This window comes from Streptomyces sp. CoH27, from assembly GCF_020181035.1.
Lineage (GTDB): Bacteria > Actinomycetota > Actinomycetes > Streptomycetales > Streptomycetaceae > Streptomyces > Streptomyces camelliae.
Window position 1 is genome coordinate 263,362 of record NZ_JAIQYY010000009.1, and the last position, 22,871, is coordinate 286,232.

20 protein-coding genes are annotated in these 22,871 nt (G+C 71.9%); 5 read left to right on the forward strand and 15 right to left on the reverse strand.

Annotated features, from left to right (window positions below; translation table 11 throughout):
- Window positions 1-31 precede the first annotated feature (31 nt).
- A complete protein-coding gene (locus tag LE548_RS16975; protein WP_225097686.1) occupies window positions 32-490 on the forward strand; it encodes an NAD(P)H-dependent oxidoreductase in 459 nt (152 codons plus the stop codon).
- A 30-nt stretch (window positions 491-520) separates the two neighbouring features.
- Here the strand turns inward: LE548_RS16975 and LE548_RS45475 are convergent, their stop codons facing one another.
- The 3 genes from LE548_RS45475 to LE548_RS16985 form a co-directional block, all read right to left on the reverse strand.
- Window positions 521-649, reverse strand: coding sequence for a hypothetical protein (locus LE548_RS45475; protein WP_263636180.1), 129 nt, complete (start codon window positions 647-649; stop codon window positions 521-523).
- 317 nt (window positions 650-966) lie between these two features.
- Window positions 967-1,251: a hypothetical protein gene (locus tag LE548_RS16980; RefSeq protein ID WP_225097687.1), complete on the reverse strand. Its 285-nt coding sequence runs from the start codon at window positions 1,249-1,251 to the stop codon at window positions 967-969.
- A 67-nt stretch (window positions 1,252-1,318) separates the two neighbouring features.
- Window positions 1,319-2,119: an SAM-dependent methyltransferase gene (locus LE548_RS16985; RefSeq protein ID WP_225097688.1), complete on the reverse strand. Its 801-nt coding sequence runs from the start codon at window positions 2,117-2,119 to the stop codon at window positions 1,319-1,321.
- Window positions 2,120-2,286: 167 nt separating this feature from the next.
- Between LE548_RS16985 and LE548_RS16990 the strand changes: the two genes are divergently transcribed.
- On the forward strand, window positions 2,287-2,817 hold the full coding sequence (locus tag LE548_RS16990) for an SRPBCC domain-containing protein (RefSeq protein ID WP_225097689.1): 531 nt from the start codon (window positions 2,287-2,289) through the stop codon (window positions 2,815-2,817).
- Between the two features lie 56 nt (window positions 2,818-2,873).
- The gene (locus LE548_RS16995) at window positions 2,874-3,386 is read left to right on the forward strand and encodes a hypothetical protein (RefSeq protein ID WP_225097690.1); all 513 of its coding nucleotides are present in this window, start codon (window positions 2,874-2,876) and stop codon (window positions 3,384-3,386) included.
- Between the two features lie 372 nt (window positions 3,387-3,758).
- Here the strand turns inward: LE548_RS16995 and LE548_RS17000 are convergent, their stop codons facing one another.
- The 8 genes from LE548_RS17000 to LE548_RS17035 form a co-directional block, all read right to left on the reverse strand.
- Window positions 3,759-4,892: a PP2C family protein-serine/threonine phosphatase gene (locus LE548_RS17000; protein ID WP_225097691.1), complete on the reverse strand. Its 1,134-nt coding sequence runs from the start codon at window positions 4,890-4,892 to the stop codon at window positions 3,759-3,761.
- A gap of 107 nt (window positions 4,893-4,999) precedes the next feature.
- Complete coding sequence (locus LE548_RS17005; protein WP_225097692.1) at window positions 5,000-5,989, reverse strand: aldo/keto reductase; 990 nt, start codon at window positions 5,987-5,989, stop codon at window positions 5,000-5,002.
- 133 nt (window positions 5,990-6,122) lie between these two features.
- A complete protein-coding gene (locus tag LE548_RS17010) occupies window positions 6,123-7,349 on the reverse strand; it encodes a cytochrome P450 (protein WP_225097693.1) in 1,227 nt (408 codons plus the stop codon).
- 47 nt (window positions 7,350-7,396) lie between these two features.
- Complete coding sequence (locus LE548_RS17015) at window positions 7,397-8,620, reverse strand: cytochrome P450 (RefSeq protein WP_225097694.1); 1,224 nt, start codon at window positions 8,618-8,620, stop codon at window positions 7,397-7,399.
- On the reverse strand, window positions 8,617-9,243 hold the full coding sequence (locus LE548_RS17020; protein WP_225097695.1) for an ATP/GTP-binding protein: 627 nt from the start codon (window positions 9,241-9,243) through the stop codon (window positions 8,617-8,619). Before LE548_RS17020 ends, LE548_RS17015 begins: the two co-directional genes overlap by 4 nt.
- Window positions 9,224-9,571: a DUF742 domain-containing protein gene (locus LE548_RS17025; RefSeq protein ID WP_225097787.1), complete on the reverse strand. Its 348-nt coding sequence runs from the start codon at window positions 9,569-9,571 to the stop codon at window positions 9,224-9,226. Before LE548_RS17025 ends, LE548_RS17020 begins: the two co-directional genes overlap by 20 nt.
- Window positions 9,572-9,582: 11 nt before the next feature.
- Window positions 9,583-9,990: a roadblock/LC7 domain-containing protein gene (locus LE548_RS17030; RefSeq protein ID WP_225097696.1), complete on the reverse strand. Its 408-nt coding sequence runs from the start codon at window positions 9,988-9,990 to the stop codon at window positions 9,583-9,585.
- The gene (locus LE548_RS17035; protein WP_225097697.1) at window positions 9,987-12,131 is read right to left on the reverse strand and encodes an ATP-binding protein; all 2,145 of its coding nucleotides are present in this window, start codon (window positions 12,129-12,131) and stop codon (window positions 9,987-9,989) included. The genes LE548_RS17030 and LE548_RS17035 overlap by 4 nt, the downstream gene beginning before the upstream one ends.
- 620 nt (window positions 12,132-12,751) lie before the next feature.
- On the opposite strand from LE548_RS17035, the gene LE548_RS17040 reads away from it, so the two are divergent.
- Together LE548_RS17040 and LE548_RS17045 are read left to right on the forward strand one after the other, a co-directional pair.
- Window positions 12,752-13,615 carry a hypothetical protein gene (locus LE548_RS17040; protein ID WP_225097698.1) on the forward strand — a complete coding sequence of 288 codons (864 nt, stop codon included), beginning with the start codon at window positions 12,752-12,754 and terminating at the stop codon, window positions 13,613-13,615.
- 190 nt (window positions 13,616-13,805) lie between these two features.
- Window positions 13,806-17,180, forward strand: coding sequence for a pyruvate carboxylase (locus LE548_RS17045; protein WP_225097699.1), 3,375 nt, complete (start codon window positions 13,806-13,808; stop codon window positions 17,178-17,180).
- Window positions 17,181-17,288: 108 nt separating this feature from the next.
- Here the strand turns inward: LE548_RS17045 and LE548_RS17050 are convergent, their stop codons facing one another.
- From LE548_RS17050 to LE548_RS17065, 4 genes are all read right to left on the reverse strand, one after another.
- A complete protein-coding gene (locus LE548_RS17050; protein ID WP_225097700.1) occupies window positions 17,289-17,750 on the reverse strand; it encodes a hypothetical protein in 462 nt (153 codons plus the stop codon).
- Window positions 17,751-17,844: 94 nt separating this feature from the next.
- Window positions 17,845-18,621, reverse strand: a complete 777-nt coding sequence (locus LE548_RS17055; protein ID WP_225097701.1) for a polysaccharide lyase family 7 protein — start codon at window positions 18,619-18,621, stop codon at window positions 17,845-17,847.
- A 124-nt stretch (window positions 18,622-18,745) separates the two neighbouring features.
- On the reverse strand, window positions 18,746-19,948 hold the full coding sequence (locus tag LE548_RS17060; RefSeq protein WP_225097702.1) for a chitinase: 1,203 nt from the start codon (window positions 19,946-19,948) through the stop codon (window positions 18,746-18,748).
- Between the two features lie 130 nt (window positions 19,949-20,078).
- Window positions 20,079-22,250 (reverse strand): TIM-barrel domain-containing protein, encoded by a 2,172-nt coding sequence (locus LE548_RS17065; RefSeq protein WP_374116114.1) that lies wholly within the window; start codon window positions 22,248-22,250, stop codon window positions 20,079-20,081.
- Window positions 22,251-22,871: the final 621 nt, after the last annotated feature.

Consider the following 22,871-nt stretch of genomic DNA (forward strand, 5'->3'; position numbering starts at 1 on the left):
TGCGAGCGCGGCTTCATGGCAGGGTGCGGGTGTGCCTACCTTGCTGATCGTCCATCACACGCCGTCGCCCAACTGCCAGGCGCTGTTCGAGGCCGTCGTCTCCGGCGCGACGACACCGGAGATCGAGGGCGTCCGTGTCCTGCGGCGCGCGGCCCTCGCCGCCACCGTCTGCGACGTCCTGGAAGCCGACGGCTATGTGCTCGGCACACCGGCGAACCTCGGATACATGTCCGGCGCGCTCAAGCACTTCTTCGACCAGATCTACTACCCCTGCCTGGACGAGACCAGGGGCCGCCCCTTCGGCTACTACGTCCACGGCGGCAACGACGTCACCGGCGCCGTCCGCGCCATCGAGGCCGTCACCACGGGCCTCGGCTGGCGCGGCGCGGCCGAGCCGGTGACCGTCACCGGCGAGCCCGGCAAGGCCGACATCCAGGCGTGCTGGGAGCTGGGGGCCACGGTCGCGGCGGGACTGATGCCCGGCGCGTGAGGGCCGGGAGGCGCCCGGACAGCAGCCCACTCAGCGTGCCGTGACCGCCCGGGCGGCTGCCGCGCTCCGACCGGGGGTGACGTCGTAAGAGCCCTTGCCCTGCGGCACGTTGTGGTGGAGCAGGCCGGAGAAGGCGCGGAACTCGCGGACGATGCGCATGCCCTCCTCCGAGAAGGTGGAGGGCGTGCACAAGCGGGGGCGGGCAGCGGGTTGTTCAGCCCCTCCGACAACCCGTCGACGCCGCCGTACAGGCCCGGCAGCGCCTCCTGGCCTCGGAGCTCGGCCCTGCCGGAGCCCTCGGTGAGCGGCCGGACGAACAGGCTGACGGTCGCCTCCTCCACGCACCCGTTACGGCGTATCAGCCCGGCGGAGGCGGTGTTGCCCCGCTCCACGTCCGTGACCACGGACACCGCCCCGGCCGCCGCCGGCCGCGCACAGCACTCCCGCACCAGGCGCGAGGCGATCCCGCGCCCTTGTCAGTCGGGGTCGACGGCGATCCACTCCGGACAACCCCGGTCGGCCCGCTGCTCGAACGACGGCGACCCGAGCACGAACCCGGCCACCCGGTCGCCGGCGAGCATCACCGGACGGGCCGGGTCCGGGGCGTCCGGATGCCCGGCGACCGCCGACAGCGCCCAGCCGGTGCAGGGCATGGCGTCGGTGTCGTACACCCGGTGACCGAGGTCGCGGACGGCGGCCAGGTACGCGAAGCCGAGGGGCCGGAGCGTCAGTTCCTCGGGGCTGGACGGCACGTCGGCCATCGGGACTCCCTACGGGGCGGACATTCCGCAGCACAGGTCCTCGGGGACGGCGCGGCGCGGCGGGCGGTCAGGGCTTGCGGGCCACCCCCACGTACACCGGCTGGTCCGTGCGGACCCGCATGTCCGGCTCCGGGCGCCAGTGGGTGGCCTGGACGACTCCCGGCTCACACAGCTCCAGGCCGTCGAAGAACCGGACCACGCCGGCGTGCGAGCGCAACCGCACCGCGGTGCCCCCGGCGCGGTACACGGCGTCGATGCGCTCCCACACCTCCGGGTCGAACAGCTCCGTGCCGCCGTGGGACAGCGTCAGAAAGCTGCCCGACGGCAGCGGGTCCAGCAGGGTCCGGACGATGCCGTAGGGGTCCTGCTCGTCCGTCACGAACGGCAGCAGCGCGATCAGCGACAGGCCGACGGGCCGGGTGAGGTCGAGATGCTCGCGGGCGTACTCCACGATCTGCTCCGGCTCGCGGACGTCGGCGTGGAGATAGGCCGTACGGCCCTCGGGTGTGCCCCGGAGCAGGGCCTCGGCGTGCCGCAGCACGATCGGGTCGTTGTCCGCGTACACCACCCGCGCGCTCGGGGTCACCTCCTGCACGACCTGGTGCAGATTCGGCTCGGTGGGGATCCCCGTGCCCACGTCCAGGAACTGGTCCACGCCCTGGCGGGCGACGAAGCGGGCGGCCCGTTGCATGAACTCGCGGTTGGCCCAGGCGCTGTCCTTGACGTCGGGGAACAGCCTCAGCACCGCCTCCGCGGCCTCCGCGTCGACGGGGTAGTGGTCCTTGCCGTCGAGGTACCAGTCGTACATCCGGGCGGAGTGCGGCTTTCCGGTGTCTATCCGCTCCGGGCTGAATCCGGTGTCTGTCACGTCGGCTCTCCGGGAAGGGGGGTGGATGTCACACGGTACTGGTGAATCTACCGGGAGAGGTGAACTGCCGTGGGGATGGGGGACGTTCGCCAGCAGGGCCGTCGGCGGCGGGGTGGTCGCCGGTGAGCCGTGACCGGTCGGGAGGCCGGGGCCGGTAGCGTGAGCCCATGTACGCCACCCGAGTCTCCCGGCGTGTGCAGGCGCCCCCGCACGTCGTCTACCGGGCGCTGACCGACCCGGTCGCGATCGCGGCCTGGCGGGTCCCGGACGGGATGACCGCCCGCGTCCACCACTTCGACGCCAGGGAGGGCGGCGCCTTCCGGGTGTCCCTCACCTACGACGACGACTCCGCCCCGGGCAAGTCCGGCGGCTGCACCGACACCTACCGCGGCCACTTCGCCCGGCTCGTGCCCGGCGAGCTGGTCGTGGAGGTGTTCGCCTTCGAGACCGACGACGACGCCGTGCGCGGCACCATGACCATGACGACGACGCTCACCCCGGCCGGCGGCGGCACGGACGTGGAGATCCTGCACGAGGGCATCCCCGACGACATCCCCCGCGCGGACAACGAACTGGGCACCCGGATGGCCCTGGACAACCTCGCCCGGCTCGTCGAGGGACCGGGCGCCGGGCGGCCCGCGGGGGAGGAAAAGAGGGGCTCGGGAATCGGAACCGACGCGAGGGAAATGCGGTCTTAAGGTCCGCCGACGGCCGGGATCGGCCTGGTCGTTCCGTAACCGGGGGAATGAGACGTATGTCCGTCAGCAGTCGCACGCACAGCCGTAAGATCCTGCTCACCGCCGTGGCCCTCACCGGCGGTCTCACCCTGGCCGCCGTGACACCCGCCCTCGCCGGGACCGGCGCGAGCCACACCACCCGTGCCGCCGCCGTGTCCTCCGCCGAGGGCGACCCGCGCAACGCCACCCAGCACGTGGCCGACTTCTACGGTGCCTACATCGACGCCGTCTGGGCCACCGGCGACACGTCCGCCGGGCCCGCCGCCAAGGCCCTGCGCGGCTTCTACCTCACCGCCGCCGCGCAGAAGAAGGTCGCCGCCTTCGAGAAGAAGGAGCACGCCGACGGCATCCTCTTCGCGCAGAACGTCCCGGTGAAGTGGAAAGTGACGTACACCGGTTCCGGCGCGGGCCGCGCCACCAGCCGGGTCACGCTCACCTGGAGCGACGGCAAGCACCCGGAGGTCAGCCGGATCGACGTCCAGTCGGACCTGAAGACCCTGAAGATCACCGACCTCAAGCCGGTCCGCTGAACCCGGACGCCGTACCGGTCCGCTGAGCCGGGGCGTGCGGCCCCGCCCCGCCCCACTCGGAGCGGGGCCCACGCCCTTGAGCGATTCCCCGGCCACCCGAGCCGGAGGACCTGGGGCCTGTCCGGCGGATCCTGCCGGAGACGCGGGGGCCGGCACGCACATCTGCGGCGTTGTCGCCGGTCGCCGACTCCCTCAGGCTCGAACGGGGCTCGCGCGGGGGACCCCCATCGCGGGGGACCCCCAGCGCGTCGCCCGCCGCGGCAGCGGCTGATGTCACGGCCTCCTCCGCCGTGCAGCTGCACGCACCAGTCCCCGCTCGGGCCGGCCGGACGGAGCCGCGCATTTCCTCCGACCCGATCCGCCGGACCGGCCCTAGCCGCCGCCCCGGCCGTGGTGCCGGCGCCGGTCGACCGAGTGGCGGTGCAGCGCGATGAGTGCGGCGTCGTCGTCCAGCCGGCCACCGGCATGGGTGAGCAGATCGCGCCGCAGATGGTGCATCAGCGCCTCGGGACTGTCCTCCGTCCAGCTCACGACCCGGTCGGTGAGCGGATAGAACCGGCCCCGGGCGTCCCTGGCCTCCACCACGCCGTCGGTGTAGAGCAGCAGGGTGTCGCCCGGCTCGAAGGAGAACACGTCCAACGTGTGCTCGGCGCCGCCGTGCACCCCGAGCGGCGGTGACGGGTGCAGGCTCGGGACCGTGACCGCGTGGCCGGGGCTCAGCAGCAGGGGCGGCGGATGACCGCAGCTGGTCATACGGGTGACCGGATCCCGGTCCGGTATCTCCACCAGCAGCGCGGTGGCGAACCGTTCGCCCGCCTCCTCCTGCGGCTCCAGGTCCGCCATGTAGTGGGTGACACTCTGCTCCAGCCGGGTGGCCAGCTCGGCGAGCTGGATGCGCCGGTGCGCGCTCTCCCGGAACGCACCGAGCAGCAGGGCGGCCTCGCCGATGGCCGACAGGCCCTTGCCGCGCACATCGCCGATCATGACCCGTATCCCGCCCTCGTACTGGGTCACCGCGTACAGGTCGCCGCCGATCTGCGCCTCGTCCTCGGCGGCGAGATACAGCGAGGCGATCCGCAGCGGGCCGATCTGCTCGGGCAGCGGCCACATCAGCACGTGCTGCGCGGCCTCGGCGACCGTACGGACCTGGGCCAGCGTGGCCACCCGGCGCTCGCGCAGGGCGCTGTAGATCACCACCAGGACCGACAGCACCGCGAGGGTGATGAGCTGCACGACGTGATTCGTGGTGGCGATCCCGCCGTGCGTGATGCCGATGATGACCTGGGCGGCCAGGGCCATCGCTCCGATGGCCGCCGTGGTCCGGGGCCCGGCGAAGGACGGGGTCAGGGCGGGCGCGATCACCAGCGCCGGGCCGAGGTGCACGCTGGTGGGTGCGCGCACGTCCACCACCGTGATCACCACGATGAGCAGAACCGGGAGCAGCAGCAGCGCGTGCGAGGACTGGAACGGCTGCCGCACACCCCCGGTCCCGAGCCGGGGTCCCATTCCTACAGCGTGCTCCCCCGCCGGACGGGCCGCACGTCAGCCTGTCCGGGGATCTCCGGCACCGGAAGAGGCGGTGCGGGAGCGCAGGGTCCCACAGGGGTGCGCGTTCAGCGATTGACCGCCCGCATCCCGGCCTCGTCGTACCGCTCGCCCGACACCGGCGGCAGCTCGGCGTCGATCCGGGCCAGGTCCTCCTTGGTCAGCTCGATGCCGACCGCCCCGGCGTTCTGCTCCAGGTAGGTGCGCCGCTTGGTGCCCGGGATCGGCACCAGGTCCTCGCCCTGGGCCAGCACCCAGGCGATGGCCAGCTGGGCCGGGGTCACGCCCTTCTCGGCCGCGATCTCCTTGACCTTCGCCGCGAGACGCAGGTTCGCGTCCAGGTTGCCGTCCTGGAAACGCGGGTTGTTGCGCCGGAAGTCGTTCGCGTCCAGCTCGTCCGGCGAGGTGAATCGGCCCGCGAGGAAGCCCCGGCCGAGCGGGGAGTACGGCACGAAGCCGATGCCCAGGTCCCGGCAGGCGGGCAGCACCTCGGCCTCCACGTCCCGCGTCCACAGCGAGTACTCGCTCTGCACGGCGGTGATCGGGTGCACGGCGTTGGCCCGCCGGATGGTCTCCGCGCTCGCTTCGCTCAGCCCGATGTGCCGCACCTTGCCCTGCTCGACCAGCTCGGCCAGCGCGCCGACCGTCTCCTCGATCGGCACGTTCGGGTCGACCCGGTGCTGGTAGTACAGGTCGATGTGATCGGTGCCCAGCCGCTTCAGCGAGCCGTGGACCGACTCCCGGACATGCTCGGCGGAACCGTCCTGGCGGCCGACGGTGCTCATGTCGCCCGGTACGGCGTCGTCCATCCGGTAGTTGAACTTCGTTGCGATGACGTACTCGTCGCGGTGCCCCCGGATCGCCTCGCCGACCAGCGACTCGTTGGTGAGCGGGCCGTAGACCTGCGCGGTGTCGAGGAAGGTGATGCCCAGCTCCAGGGCGTGCCGGATGGTCGCGATGCCCTCGTCCTGGTCGGCGGTGCCGTAGAAGGCGGACATGCCCATGCATCCGAGGCCGATGGCCGATACCTGGAGGTCCCGCAGACTGCGCTTCTGCATGTGGTGTCCCAGCCTTTCCCGCATATTCGATGGTCGCTCCGTACGGCACGCGGGCGGAGCCCGCACGTGTGCCGTACGTCTGCGACGCTACGAGTTGGAGCGCTCTCCAAGTCAAGCAACGCTCCGCGCCCGGCTAGGAATCCAGCCGCACCGGCAGCTCGAACAGGTCGTTCTGGGTGACCACCGGCTTGTTGCGCAGCTCGGCCGCCGGCACCGCCAGGTCCAGGCCGGGGAAGCGGGCGTAGAGCGCGGGCAGTGCCACACCCGCCTCCAGCCGTGACAGGGCGGCACCCGGGCAGACGTGCGGGCCGTGACCGAAAGAGATGTGCCGGTTCTCCGACTCCCGGGTGATGTCGAACTCCCCGGCGCTCGGGCCGTGCGCCCGCTCGTCGCGGCCGATCGCGCCGTACGACACGATCAGGGCGTCCCCGGCCGGTATCACCGTGTCGCCGACCGGCACGTCCTCGGTCGCGAAGCGGATCAGGACGTGCGAGGTGGGGGTGGACCAGCGCAGAGTCTCCTCGATCACCGCGGACCAGTCGGCCGCGCCCGACAGCACCAGGGCGCGCTGTTCCGGGTGGGTGGAGAGGTTGACGACGGCGTTCACGATCAGGGAGATCGTCGTCTCGTGGCCGGCCGCGACCATCAGCTGGAGCGTGGAGACGATCTCCTCGTCGGTGAGGTGGTCGCCGTCCTCGGAGGCGAGGATCAGGGCGCTGGTCAGATCGTCACCGGGCGCGGCCCGCTTGGCCGCCACCGCCTCGGCCATGATCTGCGCCAGCTCGGTCAGCGTGGCGATGACCTCCTCGGGCGGGGTCTGCGTGGAGAAGAACTTCTCGAACAGCACCTTCAGCCGGGGCAGCCGCGCCTCCTCCAGGCCCATGAGGTCGGCGACGACATACATGGGCAGCGGGTAGGCGAAGGCCGTCTTGAGGTCGACGACCTCCCCGTCCCCGGGCAGCGCGTCCAGCAGGTCCTGGGTGAGCTTCTCGATGCGCTCGCGCATCTTCTCCACCCGGCGCGGGGTGAGCGCCTGTGCCACCAGCGAGCGCAGCCGGCGGTGGTCGGCGCCGTCCACAGTGAGCATGGAGCGGCCCGGGTTGGCGAGCCCGATCAGCGGCCAGTCGGCGGGGATCTCGCCGCGCTGCCAGGCGCCCCACACGTTGATGTCCTTCACCAGGCGCGGGTCGGTGAGCAGCGCCTTGGCCTCGGCATGATGCGTGACGGCCCACACCGGGACGCCGCCCGGCAGTTCGACGGCGGCGAGCGGGCCGGCCGCGCGCAGCGCCGCGCTCTCGGCGTCCAGGTCGGTGACGAAGGGGTCCAGGGCGATCCGCGATGCTTCGGTACCGGTCGTCATCGTGACGTGCCTCCAGGGCAGGGGGGTGGCAGGGGACGGGCGTGCGGCTACGGGCGGGATAAGAGGGCCGGCACCGGGGTGAACCGGACCGGCAGTTCGGTCAGTCCACGGAGCCAGGGCGAGGGCCGGCGGGTGAGGGACTCGGCCGGCACCGCCAGGTCGATGTCCGGCAGCCGGTCCAGAACGACCTCGATGCCGGTCCGCGCGATCACCTCGGCGATCTCCTGCGCGGGGAACGGACAGCGGTGCTCGCCGTGGCCGAAGGAGAAGTGCGCGTTGTTGCCGCCGGTCAGCGCAGAGGCGTCGGTGCGCACCTGGGGATCGGAGTTGGCGCCCTGCAGCCCGAGCAGCAGCAGATCGCCGGCCTGGATGCGGCGGCCGCCGAGGTGGGTGTCGCGGGCGGCCCAGCGGCCGGCCACGTTCTGGGTGGGCGTGTCCTCCCACAGCACCTCGTTCATCGCCTCGGCGACGCTGTGCCGACCGCCGAACAGCGAGGCGGCGAACCGGTCGTCGGTGAGCATCAGCCGCAGCGAGTTGCCGATCCAGTCGGCGGTCGGCTGGTGCCCGGCCGCCATCATCACCATCAGGTCCTGGGTGATCTCCTCGTCGCTGAAGCCGCTGCCGTCGGCCAGCATCCGGGTCACCACGTCGTGCGCCGGGTCCTTCTTCCGGTCGGCGATCAGCTGCCCCATGGACGTGGCCAGATGGGCCTGCCCGGCCAGGGCCCGTTCGCGGCCGTCGATCATGTCGTTCAGGGCCGTGACCAGCCCTGGACCGTCCTCGTCCGGGAAGCCGTAGAGCCGGGCGAGGACGCGCACGGGCAGCAGCATCGCGTACTGGGCGACCAGGTCGGCCTCGCCCGCCGTGCACAGCGCGTCGACCAGCTCGTCCGCGAACCGCTCGGCGTGCCGCCGCAGTTCGAAGGGGTCCGCCGCCTCCAGCGCGTCGCTGATCATCCCGGCGCGCTGCCGGTGCCGTTCGCCGACGGTGTAGAGGATCGACGGCTGCTTGCGGCCGATCATCGGCAGCAGCGGCCAGTCGGCCGGAATGTGCTCCCACTGGTTCCACAGGTCGGAGTCCCGGCTGAACAGCACCGGATCGCCGGTCACTTGATGCAGTTCGCGATAGCCCAGCACCAGCCAGGCCGGTACGTCGCCGTCGAGCAGCACCGGGACGACGGCGCCGTGGTCGCGCCGCATCTCCCGGTACAGGCGGGCGGGTTCGGTCTGGAACCGGGGGCCGCCGAGCGGGACGGCGTCGGGGGTGGTCACACGAACTCCTGTCGGGGCAGGCCCGCCCGGGCGGACGGGTCGGCGTACCGGTTCTTCACGTGCTGCACCAGAGTGATCAGGGTCTGCTTGCCGGAGGCGCGGGAGCGGGCGTCGCAGTCGATCAGCGGTACGTGCGGGTCGAGGTCGAGGGCCTCGCGGACGTCCTCGCCGGCGCGGACGGGACCACCGAAGTCGTTGCACGCCACGATGAACGGCGTGCCGTGGTGCTCCAGGCGGTCGATGGCGTACCAGGAGTCGTCGATGCGGCGGGTGTCGACGAGGACGACCGCGCCGAGCGTGCCGGAGAACAGCCGGTCCCACAGGAACCAGAACCGCTCCTGCCCCGGCGCGCCGAACAGGTACAGCACATTGCGGGTGTCGAGGGTGATCCGCCCGAAGTCGAAGGCGACCGTGGTGGCGGACTTCCCGCGCACCTGGCGGATGTCGTCCACGGCCTCGCCCGCCTGGGTCATCGTCTCCTCGGTGCTGAGGGGACGGATCTCGCTGACCGAGCGGACCAGGGTGGTCTTGCCGACGCCGAAGCCGCCCACGACCACGATCTTGAAACCGTGGTCGGCGGAGGCACCCAACGGGGTGCGGGCGTCAGAGGTTGCGGAGTCCAACGAGCACCTGCTCCAGGATGTCGGGGTCGGTGATGGCCCGTCTGTGCGGATGCCGGGCGCTGACGCGGCCCGCCGCCAGCAGATCGCACAGCAGCACCTTGGTGATGCTCACGGGCAGCTTCAGCTCGGCGGCGATCTCCGCCACCGAGGCGGGGAACTCGGTCATCCGCAGGATCGCCACGTGCTCCGACTGCATGCCGGTGACCGGCTTCGACTCGGCGACGACGAGGGTGACGAGGTCGAAGGGGCTGTCGGGGTCGGTCCGGCTGCGCCCCTGGGTGATGGTGTACAGCCGGTCGGGAGCATCATCGCGCCCCGGCCGGTTCATCCCCGGACCGCTCATGAGGTACGGGGCAGCGCGGTCAGGTGCTCGCCGAGCTGCTCCACGAACTCGGTCATGTTGTGCCCGACGACCCCGGCATCGGCCTCCTCCCCTGTGACGACGGCCAGATGGGCGCCGGCGCCGGCCTCCACGATGAACAGCACGCCGCCGTAGAACTCGGTCATCGCCGAGCGCACGCCTCCGCTGCCGTCACCGAACTCCACCGACGCCCCGTGCGACAGCGACTGGATCCCGGCGGCGATCGCGGCGAGCTGGTCGGCCTGGTCGGCGCTCAGCTCAGGGCTGCGGCACAGCTTCAGCCCGTCCCGCGAGAGCACGAGCGCGTGCCGCGTCCCCGGGGTCCTCTCCAGCAGGCCCTCCAGGAGCCAGGTGAGCTTGTCGTCGGCGGTGCTCGGGCCGGTCATGAAGTGGTGTCGCCTTCCGGGTGCGCATACGGGTGGGAGGGGGTGGAGGAGGGGTGCTCACCGGCGGTGCCGCGCGGAACGCCGCCCCGGCCGCCCGATACGCCGTCCGGCGCGAAGCCACCGGGACGGGTGTCCGTGGTGGAGTCATCGGGCCGGCTCTCCGGTGCGTGGGCGTGGGCGGAGCCGGACACGGCGGCCGGACCGGCGGGCGCGGCACCCTGCGGGGTTCCGGCCGCGTCTCCGTCCCGGAGCGTGCCCTGTGGGGCATCGGCCGCGTGGCCGTCGCGGGGGCCGCCCTCAGGGGTGTGGCCGGCGGGCGCGGTGGATACGTCGACCACTGCGGGGGTGGCCGGGAAGAGGCCGGCTCGGCCGTCCGGTGCGGTGTGCTGCCGGGGGTGGTCGGCGGGGTGTACGGCCTGCGCGGGAGCGGTCGGCGAAAGGGTGCCGGAGGAGCCCTCCTGGACGGCGTCCTGCGGGGTACGGCCGGTCCGGCCGCCGGAGACAGCCGTGTCCGCCGGGACGCCGGGTGCGCCGGTGTGCCGCTCGGCGTCCGGCAGGGCCGGAGCGGCCGTGTGCCGCTCGATGTCCGGCGCGGCGGCGGTCCGGTCGGTGTCCGGTGCGAGGCTGTGGGCGGAGCGGGCTTCCGATCGGGCGGTCCGGCCGGCAGATGCCGTGCGTTCGGCAGGCGGTGTCGGCGCGGTGGCCGTGTTGTCCTGGGCCGTCGGGCGGACCGCCTGGCGGAAGCTGCTGAAGCGGGCCGCGCGGGTCTTGGCCGGGTCGGGGCCGGTCGTCGGGGTCCCGCCGGTGCGGGGGCCCGAGCGGGAGCGTTCGGCCTCGGCGAGGGTGCGGCCGCGGCGGCGCTTGGGCAGGCCGGCCGGGCCCTCCTCCGGGGCCGGGGCGGCGGGCTCGTGGACCGGGGTGGCTTCCGCGGCGGGCGCGGCGGACGGAGCCTCGGCCGGCGTGGGGGACTGCGCCGGCGGTGTCGCGGCCGGGGGTTCAGCCGGGGTGGGGGTGGTGAGGATGTCCTGGGGGATGCGCATCAGGACACCCGTGCCGCCCCGCGCGGACGGCCGGAACGACACCTTCAGCCCGTGCTTGGCGGCGAGCCGGCCCACCACGGCGAGGCCCAGCCGGGTGCCGGTCAGACCACCCAGCTCGGAGACGTCACCGGAGACCGCCCGCTCGGCGCGGCGCAGCTGGACATCGCCCATCACCAGGCCGCTGTCCTCCACGGACACGATGACCCCGGCCGGCACCTCCTCCACGTAGACGTGCACCTCGGCGCTCGGCGGCGAGAAGTTCGCGGCGTTGTCGAGGAGTTCGGCCAGCGCGTGCATCACGCCCTCGGCGGCGTGCCCGGCCACGGCGGCCTCGCTGACCGAGTGCACCCGTACCCGCTGATATCCGGCGATCCGCCCCATCGCACCGCGCAGGATCGACTCCATCCCGATCGGCCGCGCCCACCGCCGCCCCGAACGCGCCCCGGTCAGCACGGCGATGGAGTCGGCGAGCCGGCCCGCCTGTGCGGTGCGGTGGTCGAGCCGGAGCAGGTCGGCGAGGACGTCCTCGTCGGAGTGCCGGTCCTCCATCGCGCGCAGGTCGGCGAGCGTGGCGGTGGCGAGCGCCTGCATCCGGCCGGCGGCGTTGGAGGTCGCGGAGACCGCCGCGGCCCGCTCACGCCGGGCCCGCTCCAGCTCACCGGTGAGCCGGGCGTTCTCCCGCCGCAGCCGGTCCGTCTCCTGCTCGCTCGCCTGCTCCAGCTGCGCCCGCTCGGCCGCGAAGGACTCCGTGAACTCGGTGCGCTGCCGGGCGAGTTCGTCGATGAGGTGCTGCTGCTCCTGACGGGCCTCGTCGGTCGTACGGGCCTGCTGCTGAAGGAGCCGCCCGAGGTCCCGGGTCACGGCGTCCAGCCGGTGCCGCAGACCGCGCGCGCTGCGCCGGGCGTGTACGGCGGTGGCGACCGCCGTGCTGAGCACGACCGCCGCCACGCCCGCGCCCCAGGCCAGCGGGGTACGCACCGAGCCCGGCGCCGCCGCCACGGCCGCGCAGACCACGAGCGCCGTCAGGGCGCCGGTCACGGCGAGGGCGGTGAGGAAGATGCGGAGAGAGGGTCGGTCGCCGGGATGCGTGGGCGGGGTCATCGGTCCGGTCTGGTCCTCGCGGCAGAGACGGGCGGTGGGGGGCTGGAGGGAACGGTCGGGTGGTGTGACGTGACACTCAGTGGTGAACTGGCGGTCACTATACGAGAGTTCGTGATCGAAAAAGGAAGGTTCCGCATTCGTTCCATGAAGTGGGCTGTCATATCCGTGCGTTGAGCGCGAACCGGATGACTCGGGGCACTTCACGCCCCCGCGGCGGGCGGAGCACGCCCGGTGAGCCGTACAGAAGTCTTGAACGGGGGGACGGAATCACGGGGGCGCAGGTTGCCTCCCGTGCGCGGATTTCCGCGCCCCGGACCTGTGGGTCTTTTCATACACCCGTGCATCGGCCATGGATCTTGACGCCCGCCGCTCGGGTCGCTGAACTGTCACCGACCGGGCCTCACCACCACAGAGGCCCACACCGGGGGAGGGACCGGGCATGCGCGGCGTGACCCGCACGCAGGGGGTAGGTCGACCGGGGGAGAAAAGCACATCTATACGATGGCGTCTGAAAAGGACAGATGTCGGGAAAGCGCCTCGCTCGGCGGGAATGCCGGGACCGTGGCGAAGGGGGCGGTGTGCATGACGGGGGAGTCGAAGGCGATGGGCTGCCGTGCCTCATGACGACTGAGGGGCGCATCGAGGCCTGCCGCTCGCTGCTCGCGCGGCTCGCCCGGTTCACCGGGCGGACACTGCGCGGCGAATGGCACGCGATCGTCGTCGAGCCGGTCCAGCGGCTCGCGCGCCGCGGACTGTCGGGACTGCTGCTGGCGTTCGTCGCCGCGTTCGGCGTCGTCTTCTTCCAGGGCATCGCCCAGCACCCCCTCGGCCGGCTCTGGGTGACCCGGCTCGGCGGCGTCAAGGCCGACCTGCCGCTGTGGCTGTCGTTACTGCGCACACCCGTGTCGCTGTACGTCCCGGCGCTCGACCTGCCGGTGTGGGCCGGCATCACCCAGCTGTTCCTCGCCTTCGCCTGGGCCGAACTGACCCTCGGCCGGGCCCGGACGCTGGCGGTCTCCTACATCACCACGCTGGCCGGAACGCTCACCGCCCGTGTGATGATCGCGATGGGCCCCGGCTGGGGCGGCCTGGGGCTGCCGCCCGAGGCCGCACATGTGCTGGACACCGGACCCTCGGCGGCCGTCGTCGGCCTGTTCACCTATCTCTCGGTGATCAAGCGCGCCCCCGTGGTGTTCACCCTGACCGGCGGTTCCATGGTGTGGGAGTCCATAGCCATTCCCAACCTGGCCGGCCGCGAGCATCTGATCGCGGTGGGCTCGGCGATCGTCCTCGGCCTGTTGCACGGCCGCCGCGAGCGGCTGCGCGCGCTCCTGCGGTCCCTGCTGCCCACCCGCCACCGGGTGCCCGCGCCGGACCGGACGGCACCGGCACCCGCACCCGCCCCCTCACCGTCGCGGACCGTGCCCGCCCCCGCTCGGGCCGACCGGCGCGGGGACGCGGCGATGACCTCCGCGGAACGCTGACCGGCCGGCGCCTGCGCGGAGCCCGGCCGGGGCGGCGGCCGTGGCGCTCGCTGTGGCGTGGGCCACCTCGGCGGTGTGACGGTTTTCGCACGTCGATATCAGGGGGAACCCCTATGGTTGCCGCGAGATACGGCAGGCGTGGCAGACACCGTGGTGTTCGTCGCCGGCAGGCAGCTGAAGGGAATCCAGGATGTTCCGCAAGGTGCTGGTCGCCAACCGTGGTGAGATCGCGATCCGCGCGTTCCGGGCGGGCTACGAGCTCGGGGCGCGTACCGTCGCCGTGTTTCCGCACGAGGACCGCAACTCGCTGCACCGGCTGAAGGCCGACGAGGCGTACGAGATCGGGGAGCCGGGACACCCGGTGCGGGCCTATCTCTCCGTCGAGGAGATCGTGAGCGCCGCCCGCCGCGCGGGCGCCGACGCGGTCTACCCCGGCTACGGCTTCCTGTCCGAGAACCCCGAGCTGGCCCGCGCCTGCGAGGAGGCGGGCATCACCTTCGTCGGCCCCAGCGCGGCGACCCTGGAGCTGACCGGCAACAAGGCCCGCGCCGTCGCCGCCGCCCGCGCGGCCGGCGTCCCCGTGCTCGGCTCCTCGCAGCCCTCCACCGACGTCGACGAACTCGTCCGCGCCGCCGAGGAGATCGGCTTCCCGGTCTTCGTCAAGGCGGTCGCGGGCGGCGGCGGGCGCGGTATGCGCCGGGTCGAGGGCCCCGCCCAGCTGCGCGAGTCCATCGAGGCCGCCTCCCGCGAGGCCGCCTCCGCCTTCGGCGACCCGACCGTCTTCCTGGAGAAGGCCGTCGTGGACCCGCGCCACATCGAGGTGCAGATCCTCGCCGACGGCGAGGGCAACGTCATCCACCTGTACGAGCGCGACTGCTCCCTCCAGCGCCGCCACCAGAAGGTCATCGAGCTGGCGCCCGCGCCCAACCTCGACCCGGAGGTGCGGGCGCGGATCTGCGACGACGCGGTGCGCTTCGCCCGCGAGATCGGCTACCGCAACGCGGGCACCGTGGAGTTCCTCCTCGACCCCGACGGCAACCACGTCTTCATCGAGATGAACCCGCGCATCCAGGTCGAGCACACCGTGACCGAGGAAGTCACGGACGTGGACCTGGTCCAGGCCCAGCTGCGCATCGCCGCCGGCGAGACCCTGGCCGACCTCGGCCTCGCCCAGGACACCATCACCCTGCGCGGCGCCGCCCTCCAGTGCCGTATCACCACCGAGGACCCCGCCAACGGCTTCCGCCCGGACACCGGCCGGATCAGCGCCTACCGCTCCCCGGGCGGCTCCGGCATCCGGCTCGACGGCGGCACCACCCACGCCGGTACGGAGATCAGCGCACACTTCGACTCGATGCTGGTCAAGCTCACCTGCCGGGGCCGCGACTTCAAGGCCGCCGTCGGACGCGCCCGGCGTGCCGTGGCCGAGTTCCGCATCCGCGGCGTGGCCACCAACATCCCCTTCCTCCAGGCCGTCCTCGACGACCCGGACTTCCAGGCGGGCCGGGTCACCACCTCCTTCATCGAGCAGCGCCCGCACCTGCTCACCGCCCGCTCCTCCGCCGACCGCGGCACCAAGCTGCTCACCTACCTCGCCGACGTGACGGTCAACAAGCCGCACGGCGAACGCCCGGACGTGCTCGACCCGGTCACCAAGCTGCCCCCGCTCCCGGCCGGCGAGCCCCCGGCCGGCTCCCGTCAGCTCCTGGTCGGCCTCGGCCCCGAGGGCTTCGCCCGGCAGCTGCGCGAGTCACCGACCCTCGGTGTCACCGACACCACGTTCCGTGACGCCCACCAGTCGCTGCTCGCCACCCGTGTGCGTACCAAGGACCTCCTCGCGGTCGCCCCGGTCGTCGCCCGCACCCTGCCGCAGCTGCTGTCCCTGGAGTGCTGGGGCGGCGCGACGTACGACGTGGCGCTGCGCTTCCTCGCCGAGGATCCCTGGGAGCGCCTGGCCGCCCTGCGCGAGGCCGTGCCCAACATCTGCCTCCAGATGCTGCTGCGCGGCCGTAACACCGTCGGTTACACCCCGTATCCGACCGAGGTGACCGACGCCTTCGTGCAGGAGGCCGCCGCCACCGGCATCGACATCTTCCGCATCTTCGACGCCCTCAACGACGTCCGCCAGATGCGCCCCGCCATCGACGCCGTACGCGAGACCGGCACCGCGGTCGCCGAGGTCGCCCTCTGCTACACCGCCGACCTCAACGACCCGTCCGAGCGGCTCTACACCCTCGACTACTACCTGCGCCTGGCCGAGCAGATCGTGGCGGCGGGTGCGCATGTCCTCGCGGTCAAGGACATGGCCGGACTGCTGCGCGCCCCGGCCGCCGCCAAGCTGGTCTCCGCGCTGCGCCGCGAGTTCGACCTGCCCGTGCATCTGCACACGCACGACACGGCGGGCGGCCAGCTCGCCACCTACCTCGCCGCGATCCAGGCGGGCGCCGACGCCGTGGACGGCGCGGTCGCCTCGATGGCCGGTACGACCTCGCAGCCGTCGCTGTCGGCGCTGGTCGCCGCCACGGACCACTCCGACCGTCCGACCGGGCTCGACCTCCAGGCCGTCGGCGACCTGGAGCCGTACTGGGAGGGCGTCCGCAGGATCTACGCCCCGTTCGAGGCGGGCCTCGCCTCCCCGACCGGCCGCGTCTACCACCACGAGATCCCCGGCGGCCAGCTGTCCAACCTGCGCACCCAGGCCGTCGCCCTCGGCCTCGGCGACCGCTTCGAGGACATCGAGGCCATGTACGCCGCCGCCGACCGCATCCTGGGCCGTCTGGTCAAGGTCACCCCGTCCTCCAAGGTGGTCGGCGACCTCGCCCTGCACCTGGTCGGTGCCGGTGTCTCCCCGGCGGCCTTCGAGGAGACCCCCGACAGGTTCGACATCCCCGACTCGGTGATCGGCTTCCTGCGCGGTGAGCTGGGCACCCCGCCCGGCGGCTGGCCCGAGCCGTTCCGCACCAAGGCGCTGCGGGGCCGCGGCGCGCCCAGGCCCGCTCCCGAACTGTCCGCCGACGACCGTGAGGGTCTCGCCAAGGACACCCGGGCCACGCTCAACCGGCTGCTGTTCCCCGGTCCCACGCGCGAGTTCGACGCCCACCGCCAGGCCTTCGGCGACACCAGCGTCCTGGACAGCAAGGACTTCTTCTACGGTCTGCGGCCGGCCAAGGAGTACGCCGTCGACCTGGAGCCCGGCGTCCGGCTGCTCATCGAGCTCCAGGCGGTCGGCGAGGCCGACGAGCGCGGGATGCGCACCGTGATGTCCTCGCTCAACGGCCAGTTGCGCCCGATCCAGGTCCGCGACCGCGCGGCCGCCTCGGACGTGCCGGTGACGGAGAAGGCCGACCGCGCCAACCCCGGCCATGTGGCGGCGCCGTTCGCCGGTGTGGTGACCCTCGCGGTGGCCGAGGGCGACGAGGTCGCCGCCGGTGCCACGATCGCCACCATCGAGGCGATGAAGATGGAGGCCACCATCACCGCGCCGAAGGCGGGCCGGGTCTCCCGGCTGGCCATCAACCGCATCCAGCAGGTGGAGGGCGGCGACCTGCTCGTCGAGATCGCCTGACACACCGGTGCGCCGCGGCCGGACTCCGCCCGCGGCGCACGCCGTCGCACGTGCGGCTCAGCGCCCGGCGCCCCGGGCGGGGCTTCCGGGTGCCGGCCGGTGCGGTGCTCAGTCCCAGAGCGGGTAGGTCACGACCTGACCGAAGGCCTCCGGCCGGGCGCCGGTGTAGGTCAGGCTGATGTTGGTGTACCGCTCGAAGCGCGGATGCTTCTTCCACGGCTGTTCGCCGCTGAGCCGGATGATGACCGGGTAGGAGCGGAAGGTGCCGGCCGCGCAGTACGGCTTGCAGTCGTTGACCATGTTCACGCCGACGGCCTTCGCCCCGTCCGGACCCCACTCGGTCCAGTGGAGTCCGGTCAGCCGGCTGTTGCCGTCGCCGCAGGCCAGGATGAAGTCGTTCGGGCGGATGGTGCGGTGGAAGAAGCAGTCGACGAGCACAGGTTGTGCCGGCGCGGCTGCGACAGGGGTGGTGGCCGTGGTCGGCGGACTGGCCGACGCCGTCGTCATCGCCGCTGTCAGCAGGGTTCCTGCCGCCAGGGCCACCGCCGTTCCCACTGCTGATCCACGCATGGTCGCTCCCACCGTTGTGCTGTGTCCGACCGCGTCCACGTCGACGCTACGACCGTACGGCCGTTTGCACCACTCGCGCAGGTCGGGCCGCGTGTCAGTCGTGCGTGACGGTCAGGGCGTAGAACGCGACACGGGCGCCGTCGGTGGTGCTGTCGGAGGAGGACTGGTTGTAGGAGCCGGCCTTGAAGTACTGCCTGTACTGCTGGAAGGACGACGGGACGGCGTAGTGGGTGGTGGTGCCGTTCACGGTCAGGTCGACGGTGTTCCCGCCGGAGACGGCGATGGTGTAGCTCCACGTCCTGCCGATCGCCACGTGGCCCACGCTGTGCGACGTCTGCCCGCCGGACGGCGAGTTCTCGGTACCGAGCACGATGTCGCCGTTCGCGTGGTAGTACAGCTCCAGCAGTGGCTTGGTGGAGGAGCCGCCGCTGCCGAGGTGGATCTGGCCCACGCACACGTTCTTCGTCACCGACACCACGCGCAGGGTCGCGCTCAACCGGTGCGAGCCGGCGAGTGCCCAGTCGGCGGCGCTGCCGTCGCGGTTCATCTCGCGCAACTCGGAGCGGGCATAACGGGAGTTCGGGGTGGTGACGCCCTTCTCCGGTGCCCAGAAGGTCATCGCCCCGTCGCGGGTGTCGGTGAAGAAGTACGCGTCCTGGTAGCCGTTCGCGCCCTGGAGCCGGGAGGACGGGATCGTGGTCGGGCTGCCGGGGGAGCCGACGGGTTCCTGGAGTTCCCAGACGGACAGGTCGAAGTTGCCGCCGGGGGCGACATGGGGATCGGCGGCGATCGCGCTGGGGCTGCCGAGCAGGCAGAGGGCGAGGGCGAGGCCGGCGGTGGTCGGCACCGCGAGGAGCCGGGGTCGGGTCATGGGGGTCCCTTCGTCGGATCGGAGGTCGAACCGACGGATGCGTTCAGCATGATGAATGCTGAACGCATCCTTGGCCGCTGGTGACCCGTGAACCTAAAGGTCTGAACCAAAGGCGTCAAGAGGTTCAGCAGGTGCCCTCGTCCTGCCACGGCCCCCACTGCGAGGCGCCGGGCACCTCGTTCTGGGTCCACCACTTGGCCTTCCAGTTGTGGTTCCCGTACGAGACCTCGTTGCCGGCCGTGTACACCGCCGAAGCGCTCCAGGCCGTCTTGCACGAGGTGGGAGTGGGTGTCGGGGTCGGGGTCGGGGTCGGCGGGGTCACCCCGGCGAACTTCACGGAGTACGTGGCGAAGTCCCAGTCGTTCTGTGTCACGCTGGAGCACGTGCCCGACGTACGGCCGCCGTTGTCCGGCGGGCTGCACTGCCGGTCGCGGTTCAGGGACCAGAACGTGAAGCGGTCCATGTTGTGGCTCGTGGCGTAGTCCAGCACGGTCTGGAAGTCGGCCTGGGTGAAGTACTCGCCGGTGTCGCTGCGGCCGTTCATGCCGGAGAAGCCCTCGTGGGCGTAGGCCGTCGCCTGGTCCCAGCCGAAGGTCGACTGGAGGATCGAGTTGAAGTTGGTCAGCGCGCTGGTCTGGCTGGCCGCCCCGTTGAAGCCACCATCGAACGGCATGATGGAGAAGTTGTTCGGGGTGAAGCCCTGGGACTTGGCCTCCAGCAGCATCTGCTTGCCGAACCAGCCCGTGCCGTCCGCCGTGCCGGCCGTCGTCACCGAGACGTACAGGCCAGGGTTGTTCTGCTGGAGGATCTTCGCGGCGCCGATCTCGTTCTTGATGGCCGCGGTGTTCTCGTACTCCGGCTCCTCCAGGTCGAAGTCGATCGCGTGCAGGCCGTACTTGGTGATGACCTGCTGGTACGCCGCCGCCGTGGAAGTCGCGTCCGCGCAGGCCTGGCCGAGCTTCGTGCCGCCGTAGCCGCCGATGGAGACGGAGACGTCGCCGCCCTTGCCGCGGATGGTGTTGATCACCGACTGCACGGCCGTGTCCGAGGAGACGGCGGCGGTGCCGCCCCATGTGGGCGAGCAGCCACCGCCGTTGGGGGCGAGGACGAACGCCAGCTGGAAGGCCTTCAGGCCGGTCGCGTCCATGATGGCGGACGGGTCCGGCGGGTCGTTGTCCAGCGGCATCAGATACGGGGCCGCGGCGTACCAGCGGTTGCTCAGCGCGGTGGTCGCGCCCGAGGCGTTGCCCGCGACGAGCGCGGTGGTGCCGGCGGCGGCGAGCGTGACGGCGGCCGCCGCGCCCAGACATGCCCGAAGACGTCTCACTGCGTGCCTCCCGGAGGGTGGGGGTGGGGAGTGTCCCGATGCGGGAGCCCCACCCTCCGGGAGCTGTTGCGGTCACGTCAATAAGTTGGACTAGACCAGCGCTCACTTTGGACTAGACCATACGATTGCTTTACCTGCCGTCGACCAGCCGCACCGAGAACCCGCGGTCGAGCGGCAGGCTCGGCGTGGTGATCGTCGTCACCTGTGTGGCCGGGTCGAACGACCAGGCGGAGGCAGGCAGTTGGCGACCGTCGAGCAGGACGCCTGTCGGCGCCGCGGCGCCGTGCACGGTGAACCGGTACGAGCGGGCGTCCACTTTGCCGGTGTACGCGCCACGGCTCGCGCCCACCGAGACGGCCGTTCCGTGGCCGTCGGTGTGCAGGGACACCTGCTGGGTGGCGGTGGCCCCCTTGGCGAAGTCACGGGTCACGCCGTCGTCCTCGTACAGAATGTAGCGGCTCGTGCCGTGGGCCGCCGGATACAGGTCCCAGTCCAGCTCGTGGGTGTCCCGGGTCTGCCAACTCGTCGTCCCCTTCGGCCACATGGGCACGATCGCTCCCTCGCGCACGAACAGCGGCAGGGTGTCGAGCGGGGCGTGATAGCCGTTGACCGTGGTCGGTCCCTGGTAGGTGCGGCCGGTCCAGTAGTCGGTCCAGGTGCCCTTCGGCAGATAGATGCCGTCGCGGGTGTCGGAGTCCTGGTAGACCGGGGCGACGAGGAAGTCGGGCCCGGACAGGAACTCGTACTTCGCCTGATCGGACAGGGTGCCCGGGTCGTCCGGGTACTCCAGCCACAGCGGACGCACCGCGCCCACCCCGGTCTTCGCGGCCTCGGCGGACAGTGTGTACATGTACGGCAGCAGCCGTTCCTTCAGCTGGAGGTACGTGCGGTTGATCGAGGTGTACGGCTCACCGTCCAGCCAGGGCTGCTGGTCGGCGGGCTTCTTGGCGGTGAGATCGGTGGCCCAGCCGTCCATGGTCATGATGGCCGGCAGGAACGCCTTCCACTGGAGGTCACGCGTGTACATCTTCGCGTCGTGGCGGTAGATGCTGCCCACGTCGCCGGTGTTGTAGGCGATACCGGACAGCGTCGCCCCGGCGTAGGCCGGGATCTGCCAGCGGATGTAGTCCCAGGACAGCTTCTGGTCGCCGCTCCACAGCACCCCGCAGCGCTGGGCGCCCGCCCAGGACACCGGCAGCCACACGAAGCCGCGCGCGTCGCTGTTGTCCTCGATCCCCTTCTTCGCCGCGTCGCACGCGTCGAGGGCGAACTTGTAGCCGTTGCCGACCCAGGCCACGTCCAGCTTGGCCACCCGCTGGCCCGCCTTGACCTGGTCGGCGAGCTTGCCGATGCCGTCCTGGGTCCACAGCCCGAGCTGGGCGTGACGGTCCTGCAGGCCCTGCGCGGTCTGCTCCAGGTTCTCGTACCCGCAGCCGTAGCCGTCGTTGACCAGCATCCAGCCCAGCGGCATCTGGTGCTGCGTGTACCCGTCGGCGATCTTCAGCGCGTCCAGGGTGTGCCGCTCGCCCCGGTTGGCGTTGTGCAGGTAGCAGTCGGAGTCGCCCGGTTCGAGGCCGTACACGGGAGGCATGAACGGCTTGCCCACCAACGCCGTGTATGCGCCGATCACTTGCTTGGCGTCGCCGAGGAAGTAGTAGGCGTCCAGCCGCCGTTCCTGCTGGCCCGTGGTCACCGGCGAGCCGAAGGTGTACACACCGGGCGCGAAGGTGTTGCGGAAGACGCCGTAGCCCGCGCTGGAGAGGTAGAACGGCTGGGAGTTGTTGTAGCCGCCCTCGTTCCAGTCGAAGCTGTTGGCCACGTACATCGTCTGCCCGCGGTGCGAGAAGCTGCCGTTCTGCTCGCCGCCGCCGAAGAACTGCTCGTCCGCGCCCCGCACCAGACTCTGCCGCATCCCGCTGGTCGACCACCGCAGCGGCTTGTCCTCCTGCCAGATGCGGGTGCGGTTGCCGGGCCGGTACAGGCCGAGGCGCAGCGGCTTCTTGTACACGCGCAGCACGGCCTGCGGGGAGCGGATGCCGTAGTAGTCGCCCGCGTCGAAGGACGAGGTGTGCCGATCGAGGGCGGGCTCCCGGCGCACGATCGCGGTGCCGGCGGGGTCGCTGAGCGAGCCGGAGGGGTCGGCCTGGAGCCGGAGCCCGCCGCCCGTCAGGAAGTCGACACGTGCGGTCAGTTGTCCGGCACCGACGGTGTAGCTGCCGGCGCCGCCGGAGAAGGACGTGAGATCACCGGCGTCGGCGGTGGCGGGCAGATACGCGGTGCCTGTGAAGGAGGTGTCGTGCACGTCGTACGGGACGACCAGCACGTGGTACGTCCCCGACGCCCGCGGGATCACCGTGGCCTCGGGGTCGGCGGTGCCCGCGCTGGACGCCACCTGCTTGCCCTGGTCGTCGTAGACGTACAGGTCGAAGTCGTCGGAGGGCTTCGCCCACGTGATCGACAGCGGGACGCCGCCCTCGGGGTTGTCGTCCCAGTAGCCGGCCGGCACCGAGACGGTCAGGTCGAAGCGGTCGCAGACCTTGTTGTCGGGGTCGGCGGCGGCGTCCGGGCAGCTCTCGGTGCCGCCGGCGGTGCCCCGGGCGTAGACCGGGCTCTGCCAGCTGACGCTGCTGTGGGCGGTGTCGAGCACGGCGCCGGAGGCGGTGGCGGCGGCCCGGGCGGGCGCCGGGCCGGCGAGCACGGTCGCCGCCAGGGCGGTCGCCAGCCCCAGCGGTACCCAGGCCGGCCGGGGCACACGGTGTCGCAGTCTTCGCGGTCTTTGCACGGCGGAACAGCTCCCCTCGCAGCACTGCGGACTGACTGTTCTTACGGATGGTGCTCGGAAACGCTTGAAACAAGCTTCAATCGAGCAATTTCAAGCACGAAGCCTCAGGGGTGGCGCAGGTTCATGTCAAGAGCACGGGTG